This is a genomic window from Candidatus Polarisedimenticolia bacterium, assembly GCA_035764505.1.
GTDB lineage: Bacteria > Acidobacteriota > Polarisedimenticolia > Gp22-AA2 > AA152 > AA152.
Map to the genome: position 1 here is coordinate 1 of DASTZC010000161.1, position 11,007 is coordinate 11,007.

Below are 11,007 nucleotides of genomic sequence, written 5' to 3' on the forward strand. Positions count from 1 at the left end.
GCTGTTCCGAACCCGACCCGATCACGGGCGATGTGACCTGTACCGAAGATCGAGATAACGACAAACGGCTCACCGGGCCCCTCGGCTGTGAAGGCGCCGATCGCGAGGACACCAACTGCAACGGGCATCTCGATTTCGAGACGGATAAGAACGACAATGGCGTGGTGGATCCCGACGAGGATACCGGAATCCCGTGCCCCAACCCCTCGGTGTGCCCCGGTGGCTTCATTCCCGGCACCAAGGGGAACGGCGTGCTCGACACCGAGGACCGCAACGGCAACCACTTCCTGGACGACAATCCCTTCCCCAACTGGGTCGATCGCAATAACAACGGCATCCCCGACGTGGGCGAGTACACCGCGCCGCTCTCGGCCGACAAGCAGTACCTCCTGAACTTCAGCAACCTCACGCTTACCGGGCCCTATAACCAGACCTATGAGGACAGCCGGACCCGGGACACCCTGAAGGAGGATGTTTCCTATTTCGTGCCCGATTTCTTCGGTCAGCACGACATGAGTGTGGGAATGTCCGTGGAGCGGGAAGGCTACGACGCCACCTTCCAGGCGCGCCCCTTCTGGCAGCTTCAAACCGGAGCCCAGAACCTCAACACGGGACAGATCGGCGGCGTCATCTCGGCGTTCCTGCCGGTCCAACAGCAGGCTTCCAACTCCGCCGGCAGCGACAATTTCGGCCTCTACTTCGGCGACACCTACAAGCCGATTCCGAACCTAACGGTGGGGGTGGTCCTGCGTTACGATCGCGAGGAGATCACCTCGCACGGCTACACTTTCTTCGATCCCGTCCAGGAAAGGATCGAGTTCGACACGCTCAGCGCCCTGGGGGGTTTCGAGACGCTCAGCGGCGATATCAACAACGACGGCATCTTGGTGTCCAGCCTGGAGGACCGCGATCCCATCTACGGGAACGATGTGGTCCGAATTCCGGAGTATGCGCTCCGGGCCAAAACGTTGGCCTCGGATCTCCAGTTCGCCGCCGGAGGACGTCTGACGCGCCACAATTTTCTGACCACCATCTCCAGCGATCAGCTGAATCAACAGACGAGCAACATCCTGAACAAGGGAACGCCGCGTGCGCCCGAGGATTTCACCATCACCAACAACAATCTGAGCCCGCGGCTCAGCGTCTCCTGGGATCCCTGGGCCGACGGCAAGTCGAAGGCCACCGCTTCCTGGGGCCGGTACTACGACAAGCTCTTCCTGAGGTCTGTGATTGGCGAGGAAGGTCCCGACCTTCTGACGCCCTACTATCGCTACGACAGCGACGGCGTGGATGCAACGGGAATTCCCGACAACAAGGTGGGGTCTCCCATCTCCAAGAGTCCGCCTTCGGCGAATCAGATCGATCGAAACCTGCGCACTCCCTTCTCCGACCAGTTCATCATCGGATTCCAGCGTGAGATCGCGCCCGAGATGAGCCTCGGCCTGACTTTTGTCAACGTCAAGTACCGTGACCAGCTGCAGGATTCCGACGTGAACCACACCACCCGGAAGCCCGGGGTCAATGGGGCGACCTGCGGCGCGGTGACGGCTTCCGGATACTGCGATAGCTTTGGAGGGGTCTTCCGCCACCCACCGCAGGGAAGCGGCGGCGAGGCGGGGAAAGGGCAGCCGGACGAGCGCGTCTCGGACCGCTACCCAGATCTTTTCATCAACAACCTGAACTTCAACCAGATCCTCAGGGTCGGAAACATCAACTACCAGGATTACGTGGGATACGAGCTGACGTTCGTCCGGCGCCTGAGCCGGAAGTGGCAGATGGAGGCCAACTACACCTTCTCCAAGTCGCGCGGGCAAGCCGACTCGTTCCTCTCCGAGAGCGGCAATGATCCTGCCTTGACCGAGCTGAAATCGGGCTATCTGGATTTCGACCAGCGGCACGTCGCGAAGTTCTTCGCCACGGCGTACCTCCCGGGCGATTGGCGCGTCGGGGGCGGCATCACCTGGGCCTCCGGCCTGCCCTATTCATTCGTGAACCGCGTCACGGCCGCCGACAACGTCGACTTCCCCCAGACCCGCCGGCTCTTCGGACAGCGCGACCCGAACACCGGCATCTTCTACGACGAGGAGCGCAACATCCATCGCAACCCCGCGGTCTACAACATCAGCGCGAGGACGGAAAAGCAGTTCGTCCTGGGGAAGGTGAATGCATCGGCCTTCTTCGTGATCGACAACCTCCTGAATACCGACGACCTGCGCATCTTCGAGATCGACGACCGCGCGCAATCCCTCCAGGCCAACGAAATCCGGGATTTCGGCAGGCGCTACCAGTTCGGGATCAAGATGACCTTCTGATTGGAAAGCAGGGTTCCACCCAGGGGGGCTCCTGCGAGCCCCCCTTTTTTCTTGCCGTCGCAAGCCGCCGACGCCCGACGGCGGAAGCATTGACACGGTTCTGAAGGGCCAGTTAGACTGACCCTTCGAGCGCCCCGCCGCGGCCCGCGACCCGGGGGCCGGGCTCCAAGACCTCCGAGACGATCGCTTGATTCGCTTCTACAACACTCTTACCCGGCAAAAGGAGGAGTTCACGCCTCTGGCATCGGGCGAGGTCCGCATGTACACCTGCGGGCCGACGGTCTACGACTTCGCCCACATCGGTAACTTCCGCGCCTACGTCTGGGAAGACCTGCTGCGCCGCTACCTGAAGGCCAGGGGATATCGCGTCACGCACGTGATGAACATCACCGACGTCGACGACAAGACGATCCGCGGCGCCTCGGCGGCGGGCGTGAGCCTGGATGATTTCACGCAACGCTACATCGACGCTTTCTTCGAGGACCTCGACGCCCTGGGGGTCGAGCGTGCCGAGATCTACCCGAGGGCCACGCGCCACATTCAGGAGATGGTGGCGCTCATCCGGACGCTGCGCGAGAAGGGCCACGCCTACGAGAGCAAGGGCTCGTACTACTTCAGGCTCGACACCTTCCCCGCGTACGGGCGCCTGGCCGGCCTCGACCGCGAGGGGATGATCGCCAACTTCCGCGTCGACTCCGACGAGTACGAGAAGGACGACGTGCGCGACTTCGTGCTCTGGAAAGCGCACAAGGAAGGAGAACCTTGCTGGGAAACGGAGCTGGGGACCGGCCGTCCGGGCTGGCACATCGAATGCTCGGCCATGAGCATGAAATACCTGGGAGAATCCTTCGACCTGCACACCGGCGGCTCCGACAATATCTTCCCGCATCATGAGAACGAGATTGCCCAGAGCGAGGCGGCCACCGGCCATCCGTTCGTTCGGGTCTGGATGCACTGCGCGCACCTCGTGGTGAACGGCGAGAAGATGTCGAAGTCGAAGGGGAACTTCTACACCCTTCGCGATCTGCTGGGACTGGGCTACGACGCGCGGGCGATTCGCTACCTCCTCGTGTCGCAGCACTACCGCAAGCCCATCAATTTCACGCTCGAGGGAATCTCCTGGGCGGGGACCAACCTCCACCGCCTGGGGGACTGCGTCCGCCGGCTCGGCACCGCGGCGGCTCCGGGCCGGAACGCCGCGCTGGCGGAGACCACCCGAACCCTGCGCGAGCACTTCCGCGAGTCGTTGGACGACGATCTGAACAGCGCCGCGGCGATGGGCTTCGTCTTCGAGCTGGTCCGGGAGATCAATGCGGCGGCGGACCGCGGCGAGCTGCCGGAGGAGAACGCGCGGGAGCTGCGGGACTTCTTCGGCGAAGTATCCGCCGTCTTCGGGCTGGAGCTGTTGCCGTCCGACCGGCTCGACGCCGAGGTGGAAGCGCTCGTGCAGCGCCGGGAAGGGCTGCGAAAGACGCGCCGGTTCGCGGAAGCCGACGCCATCCGGGACGAGCTCCTGGGGCGAGGGATCCTGCTCGAGGACACCCCTTCGGGGGTCCGCTGGAAAAAGAAGATGTGACGCTCGCCGAAAACGGCGAGACTGGAGGAAGCGCATGCCACCGACCCTGCCCAAGCTCATCACCTCTCTGCCGGGTCCCAAGGCCAAGGCCTGGATCCACCGGGACGCCAGCCGGGTGTCCCCCTCTTACACCCGCGCCTACCCGCTCGTGGTCGAGCGCGGCGAAGGTGCGGCCATCCTGGACGTGGATGGGAACTGGTTCCTCGACTTCACGGCCGGAATCGCGGTCACGGCGACCGGGCATTGCCATCCCGACGTGGTGCGAACCATCGCCGAGCAGGCGGCGCGTCTGATTCACATGTCGGGCACGGACTTCTACTACGAGCCCCAGATTCGGCTGGCGGAGGAAATGGCGGCACTCGCGCCGATCGAGGGACCGGTCAAGGTCTTCTTCGGAAACTCGGGTGCGGAAGCCAACGAGGCGGCCATCAAGCTGGCCCGCTACCACACCGGCCGTCCACGCATCCTGGCCTTCTTCGGCTCCTTCCACGGCCGCACGCTGGGAGCGCTGTCGCTGACTTCCAGCCGAGCCGTCCAGCGGCGCGGCTTCTTTCCGCTGGTTCCCGGGGTGGATCACGTCCCCTACGCCTATTGCTATCGCTGTCCGGTCAACCGCCGCGTCGAGACCTGCGACGTGGAGTGCTTCTCGCTGGCCACCGACTATCTCTTCCCCAGGACGGTTCCTCCCGATGAAGTGGCAGCCATCGTGATTGAGGTAGTGCAGGGGGAGGGCGGCTACGTCGTGCCTCCCTTGAAGTTCCTGGATCGGGTGCAGCAGGTGGCGCGCGATCACGGCATCCTGGTGATTGCCGATGAGGTGCAGTCGGGGATGGGCCGGACCGGCCGGATGTTCGCCTCGGAGCATTTCGGCTTCAAGCCGGACATCGTGACCATCGCCAAGGGAATCGCCTCGGGCCTTCCCCTGGGCCTGTGCATTGCCAAGGAGTCGATCATGCGATGGACTCCCGGGGCTCACGCCAGCACCTTCGGCGGGAACCCGGTGGCCTGCGCGGCGGCCCTGACCACGCTCCGGCTGCTGAAGGAGGAGTACCTGGAGAACGCGGAGCGGCAGGGGCAGCGCCTGCAGGAGGGAGTCCGGGGTGTCATGGCGCGCCATCCGATTCTCGGGGACGTCCGGGGGCTGGGGCTGATGGTGGGGGCCGAGGTGATCGTCCCCGGCACCGCGGACCGGCGCAAGGATCCCCGGACACGCGATGCCATCGTCGACAAGGCCTTCGCCCGGGGCCTTCTCCTGCTGGGGTGCGGCGACAACACCGTGCGGTTCTGTCCGCCGCTGGTCGTGACTTCCGAGCAGGTGGATACTTGCCTCCGGCTGTTCGAGGAATCGGTGGCGGAGGCAGAATCCGAAGCGAGGTCCTGAAGACGCCCCGGTTCCGGCGGCGACGGCTATCTGGCGGTCCCCCTTCCTCCCGGAGTGTGAGCTCTTTTCAACCTTTCCCCGCGAAGGGGAGTCGAACCATGCGTGAGGACGCCCGCGGATGACGTCGATGCCGGAACCGCCGGATCCGAGCCTGAGGGATTTGGAGCTGGTGCGGCTCTTCCAGTCGGGCGAGCGCGCCGCCTTCGACCGCCTGGTCGAGGCCCATCGGCGGGATGTTTACCGGCTTGCCTACCGTCTGGTTGGAAACCATGCTGATGCAGATGACCTGGCCCAGGAGGCGTTCCTGCGGGTCTATCGCTCGCTGGGGCGCTTTCGGGGCGAATCCTCGTTCAGGACGTGGCTGACTCGCATCGTGCTGAACCTCGCCACGGATCGGAGACGGATCCTGGCGACCCGCCGCGATGCGCCGCTGGAGGAAGTGCCCGATCTGGAGCAGCCGGCCCCCGCGGATCGGCTCGGGTTCCTGCGGCAGGAGCAGATCCGCAAGGCGGTCGGCCAGCTACCGAGGAGGCAGAGGGAAACCTTGATCCTGAGGGTGTTCCAGGAGATGAAGTTCCATGAGATTGCCCGGGTCATGGGGTGCACGGTGGGAACCGCCAAGGCCAATTTCTTCCATGCGGTCCGCGGCCTGAAGCAGCGGGTCGGCGGCTGAGGGAGCGAGGAGCTCGATGAAGGCTCGACGTTGTTCCGAGGTCCAGGACGAGCTGACGCTGGCGCGGCTCGAAGGCGTCCCCCTTTCCCCCGCGGCGGAGGATCACTTCCGGTCCTGCCGCGGCTGCGGTCTCGAGCGCGTCCGCCTCGAGGAGATCCTGGGCGGCCTCGGCCGCGACCCGGTCCCGGATCCCGGGGAAGATTACTGGCGCTTGTTCCTGCCGCGCATCCGCGAGCGCCTGGCCTCGGAGCCGGCCTTCGGAGCGCACCATTCTCCGGCGCGCTGGTGGGCGCTCGCGGCCACCGCCGCCTCCTTCCTCGTCGCGGCCGTCACGGTGTGGGGGTGGAGGGCGCCGGCGGAGGTCGATGCCGCGGCACGGCTGCACCGTCTCGCGATGACCGATTCGGAGGGGGTGCAGCAGGCGTTGGACCTCATCGCACCCGACCCGGATTGGGCGGTGGATGAACGCAGCGCTGCGGTTTCCATGACGTCCCACATGCAGGATGTCCTCGAGGAGGTGTTCCCCGGAGACGAGCCGGGGATTTACGAATCCTCGGGAGAGCATCCGGTGGAACAGCAGCGTCCCGTGGCCCAGGGGCTGGATCGGGGCTGGGTTTGAAGCCAAGGAGGAGTCGGATCGTGAAAGCCATCGGCCATTTCTGCAAACCGCTCGCGCCCGGCCTGGCGGCGGCGACCCTGGTGTTGTGCGCCTCGGCGCTGTCCTTGCTGTCGGCAGCCCCGCAGCCCGCACCCCGGGGCAGGCCCGTCCAGGAATCCGAGGAAATGAAGGAGGCGGTTCAGGTCCTCATGATCTCGTCGATGAAGAAGGCGCTGGCGCTCACCCACAGCCAGGAGGCGGAGGTCATTCCGAAGGTGCAGCAGGTGTTCGCGGAGCGCGAGCGCTATGCCCGCGACCGGCGTGATGCCCTCCGGCAGATCCAGGCGAAGCTCGCGGCCGAGTCGGCTCCGGAGAAGGAAGTCCTGAGCGTCGTGCGGCGTCTCGACGATCTGGAGCGCGGCCACCAGGAGCAGGAGCTGCAGCTGAGGAGCGAGATCGATCGGCTGCTCAACACGCGACAGCAGGCCCAGATCAGGATTTTCGTGCCCCGCTTCCGCCGCGAGATGCAGCGGCGCATCGAGGATGCCCGCAAGCTGACCCCGCGTCCACCCGCGCCCCCCGAGGCTCCCTCGGAAGATGACCCGGATCTGGGGGAGGAGGAGTACTAGGTGGCACCGCGGCCGACGGCTTCGGGCGCGGATCCCCGCAAAATCCTGGGGGACCGCGGAGAGCAGACGGCCGCCGATTTCCTGGCACGCAGCGGAATGCGGATCGTAGAGAGGAAGTTTCGCTGCAAGGGAGGCGAAGTCGATTTAATCGCCAAAGATGGCGACGATCTGGTGTTCGTTGAAGTGAAGACCCGGAGCAGCCTGGAGTTCGGGGAGGGCTCCGAAGCCGTGACCGCCGCCAAGCGCCGGCGGATTCTCCGGGCGGCGGCGCTCTACCTCTCGGCGCGCGACTCTTGGAGCCACCCTTGCCGCTTCGACGTCGTCTCCGTCCGATTCTCCCCCACTGGAGCGACGCTGCTGGAGCACCTGAAGGACGCCTTCGCAGCCGATCGCTGAGACCCCGGTGCCTTGACAGGAACTCCTGCCTCTGCTAAAAATTCCGGGTCTCTTGCGGGACTCTACCTCCGAAAGAGCGAGCGGGCGGGAATAACTCAGTGGTAGAGTGCAACCTTGCCAAGGTTGAAGTCGCGGGTTCGAATCCCGTTTCCCGCTCCAAGATTTCCTCCTCCCCGACCTCCTCCTGACGACAACCGTCACGGCACTGATTTTCCGAGTTGCGCCCAAAGCCAAGCCTCTCCTATAATTGCGGCGTTTCCCCGGCAGACAGGTTCCCCGTGCCGGCAGCGGCGGCGTAGCCAAGCGGTAAGGCAGAGGTCTGCAAAACCTCCATACATCGGTTCAATTCCGATCGCCGCCTCCACCCAAAATCCCCATCCCAGGCGCGGTTCAAAGACAGCGGGAGAAATTTCCCCTTCGGGCTTCTCTGTTGCGGGGTCCCGGAGGCGGGCCTATAATCAAGTCCACTCTCGGGATTGACCGCCACAACCCCAATCGGGGGGAAGGTTGCATGCGCCGCGGCGCGGGCAGTCTCATCGTTCTTGCCAGCCTGGTCTTCCTTCTGGTTAGCGGCCCCGCCCTGGGCAGCGTTACGACGGACTTGAAAGGAAGGGTTACCGACCGGCTCGGCCATCCTCTGCCCGGGGCGACCATCCTGGTCCGGAACGCCACCCTCGCGGTCGGTGAGCCGGGCGCCGTCTCCGACAAGGACGGCAATTTCCGCTTCCCTCAGCTTCCGCCGGGCCCCGGCTACAAGGTCAAGGTGCAGCTCCCCACCTATGGCGTGGTGGAGTTCTCAGACATCGAGCTGGTGGCCGGACGGACCTACACGCTCGACGTGGTGATGAGCCCGGCCTCGGAGATGAAGGAGGTGCTGCGCGTCGAGGGGCACGCCGATCTCGTCGATACCGAGAGCGTCGTGACTTCCACCACCTTCTCCTCGGAGTTCATCGGCGGATTGCCGGTCCTGGGGCGCGACTACCAGGACGTCCTGAGCCTGGCCCCGGGCGTCACCGACGTGAACGGCACCGGCAACCCGAACATCCATGGGGCCCGGGACACCGATGTCCTCACGCTGGTGGACGGCATGAACACGACCGATCCCTTCAGCGGCTACTACGGGCAGCAGCTCAACATCGAGTCGATCGAGCAGATCGAGGTCATCACATCGGGAGCGACGGCGGAATTCGGCCGCGCCCAGGGCGGCTTCGCCAACATCATCACCAAGTCGGGCGGCAACGACTTCAAGGGAGACCTCAAGTTCTTCGTGCGCTCCGACCGCCTGGACGGCGACGGCGCCGGCATCGATCCTCCCGAGTTGCGCGGCGGGCTGGGCGAGGTCGAGGGATTGCGCGAGCTGAGCTTCACCGATTACTACCCATTCCTGTCTCTCTCCGGGCCCATCATGATGGACCGGGTCTGGTACTACGTGGCCAGCGAGTTCATCCAGGTCGAGACCCCCATCAACGCCGTCAGCCAGGCGTTCATCACTCGGACGCGAGGCTACCGGCAGCTCGGCAAGCTGACCTGGCAGATCAACGCGCCCAACAAGCTTGCCTTCTCGGTCACGGCCGACCGCACCAAGGACGAGAACCAGGGGCTCGACAGCCTCACGGCGGTGGAGTCGGGCTACAAGTACGAGCGGGGCGGACCGGTTTTCACCCTCAAAGAGACCGCAGTATTCAGCCCGACCCACCTCCTGGAGTCATCGCTCTCCTGGTTCGATCAATCGTTCGCGCGGGAGCCGACCCAGAATCCCGACACCAACGGGAACGGCGTGCTCTTCATCGACAACCGTCCGGATCTCGGGGGCAACGGGGACGGCTTTTTTCAGGCCCGGGAGCGGGACCCGGGCGAGGATTTCGATCGCGACCGCGCCTACGATCTCTATGAAGACTTCAATCACAACGGGAAGCTCGACATCTTCTACGGGGAGGACCGGGACAATGACGGCAGGCTGACCCCTCCTGGAGGGTGCGAGGGGACCGCCAACGAGGACGTGAACTGCAACGGCCTGCTGGATCGAGAGTTCGATCTGAACGAGAACGGGATCGTGGATCCCGACGAGGACCGGGGCTTGGCGGAGCTTCCCGGCACGGCGGGAAACGGGCAGTTCGATTCGGAAGACGCAAACCACAACAACCTCCTCGACACCGTGGGCAACTCGGGACCGACCTCCTTCCCGTTCTGGAGCGATCGGGACGGGGATCGCGTCCGCGATCCGGGGGAATACCAGGCGCCCCTGTACCCCGACCGCGATTTTTCCAAGGACCTGAACACCTCCATGAGGCTCGGTCCGAATCCTTATGAATACTCCGACAGCCGAACCCGCCTGAGCCTGAGGGAGGATTTCTCGGTGTTCGTGGACGCACCGGGCGGCAGCCACGACCTCAAGATGGGCTTCCTCTATGAGAGGGAAGGGTTCGAGCGGGAGACCACGCAGCGTCCCGTTCTCGACTTCAAGCTCAGCCGCGGCCGGTCGCTGGACAACACCGAGCAGGTCGGCGGATCGGTCGCCGCACACCTGGCCACGATCCCGACCATCGACAATTCGGCGACCGGGAACAATTACGGCTTCTACGTTCAGGACACCTACAAGCCGATGCCGAACCTGACCCTGGGGCTGGGGGTCCGCCTCGACATCGAAGACCTCAGCTCTTTCGGCCATTCGCCGTTCGACCCCAGGGCGGAGCGCAGGGTTTACGACGCCCTGATGACCCTGACCGATGTGGAGCACAGCTCCAACACGCCGCTCACCTACGACAACATTAACGACCTTGGGATCCAGGCTTCCGACCCGCTGTACAGTCCTGGCTTGCATGGCGACATGCTGCACATCGCCCAGGTCACCGCGGGGCTGGCGCAGGCCGCCCCGCGCCGCTTCACCCGGCACGAGCACGAGGTGGCGATCCAGGCCAATTACCTCAGCCAGGTGCTCGGCCGCGGCGTGGACGTGAACGATCTCCTGGCCAGCGGCTTCAACCCCCGGCGCGACGAAGAACTCTCGATCCAGAACACCAACGTATCGCCGCGGCTGAGCCTCTCCTGGGACCCCTGGGCGGATGGCAAGGCGAAGGCATTCGCCTCGTGGAGCCGCTTCTATGACAAGCTGTTCCTCAACACGATGATCCTCGAGGAGGGTCCCGACACGGTCACCCGCTCCTACAATTTCGACGCCAATGGCGTCGATTTCTTCGGCCGCCCCGACAATCAGATTGGCCGGCCGCGCTCCGCGGCGCCGCCGAGCGCCACCCAGATCGATCGGGGCATCTCCACGCCCTATACCGACGAGCTCACCCTGGGATTCGAGCGGGAGCTGGCCCCCGAGCTGTCGCTCTCCGTCACCTTCGTCCATCGCAACTACCACCACCAGCTGCAGGACGTGGACGTGAACCACATTACCCGAATCGATCCGGCCACCGGCAGGCTGGCGGACGATTTC

General features: G+C 64.8%; 8 protein-coding genes and 2 tRNA genes. All 10 read left to right on the plus strand.

Annotation, left to right across the window (positions count from 1 at the left end; genetic code table 11):
- The coding region (locus tag VFW45_10775) for a hypothetical protein (GenBank protein ID HEU5181270.1) at positions 1–2,312 on the plus strand (2,312 nt) is incomplete at its 5' end.
- Between the two features lie 187 nt (positions 2,313–2,499).
- A complete protein-coding gene (gene cysS, locus VFW45_10780) occupies positions 2,500–3,888 on the plus strand; it encodes a cysteine--tRNA ligase (GenBank protein ID HEU5181271.1) in 1,389 nt (462 codons plus the stop codon).
- Positions 3,889–3,922: 34 nt separating this feature from the next.
- Positions 3,923–5,269, plus strand: coding sequence for an acetyl ornithine aminotransferase family protein (locus VFW45_10785; protein HEU5181272.1), 1,347 nt, complete (start codon positions 3,923–3,925; stop codon positions 5,267–5,269).
- Positions 5,270–5,396: 127 nt separating this feature from the next.
- The gene (locus tag VFW45_10790) at positions 5,397–5,942 is read left to right on the plus strand and encodes an RNA polymerase sigma factor (GenBank protein HEU5181273.1); all 546 of its coding nucleotides are present in this window, start codon (positions 5,397–5,399) and stop codon (positions 5,940–5,942) included.
- Between the two features lie 16 nt (positions 5,943–5,958).
- Positions 5,959–6,561 (plus strand): hypothetical protein, encoded by a 603-nt coding sequence (locus tag VFW45_10795; GenBank protein ID HEU5181274.1) that lies wholly within the window; start codon positions 5,959–5,961, stop codon positions 6,559–6,561.
- Between the two features lie 20 nt (positions 6,562–6,581).
- Complete coding sequence (locus VFW45_10800; GenBank protein ID HEU5181275.1) at positions 6,582–7,169, plus strand: hypothetical protein; 588 nt, start codon at positions 6,582–6,584, stop codon at positions 7,167–7,169.
- Positions 7,170–7,565 (plus strand): YraN family protein, encoded by a 396-nt coding sequence (locus tag VFW45_10805; protein ID HEU5181276.1) that lies wholly within the window; start codon positions 7,170–7,172, stop codon positions 7,563–7,565.
- An 84-nt stretch (positions 7,566–7,649) separates the two neighbouring features.
- Positions 7,650–7,724: transfer RNA gene (locus VFW45_10810), tRNA-Gly, on the plus strand.
- 130 nt (positions 7,725–7,854) lie between these two features.
- Positions 7,855–7,929: transfer RNA gene (locus VFW45_10815), tRNA-Cys, on the plus strand.
- A gap of 147 nt (positions 7,930–8,076) precedes the next feature.
- Positions 8,077–11,007 (plus strand): carboxypeptidase regulatory-like domain-containing protein (locus VFW45_10820; protein HEU5181277.1); only part of this gene is annotated, 2,931 nt, incomplete at its 3' end.

What these genes read in the sequence shown, in the direction of transcription:
- VFW45_10790 (HEU5181273.1), top strand. Translation starts at nt 5,397, where the DNA reads ATGCCGGAACCGCCGGATCCGAGCCTGAGGGATTTGGAGCTGGTGCGG.
- VFW45_10785 (HEU5181272.1), top strand. Translation starts at nt 3,923, where the DNA reads ATGCCACCGACCCTGCCCAAGCTCATCACCTCTCTGCCGGGTCCCAAG.
- VFW45_10795 (HEU5181274.1), top strand. Translation starts at nt 5,959, where the DNA reads ATGAAGGCTCGACGTTGTTCCGAGGTCCAGGACGAGCTGACGCTGGCG.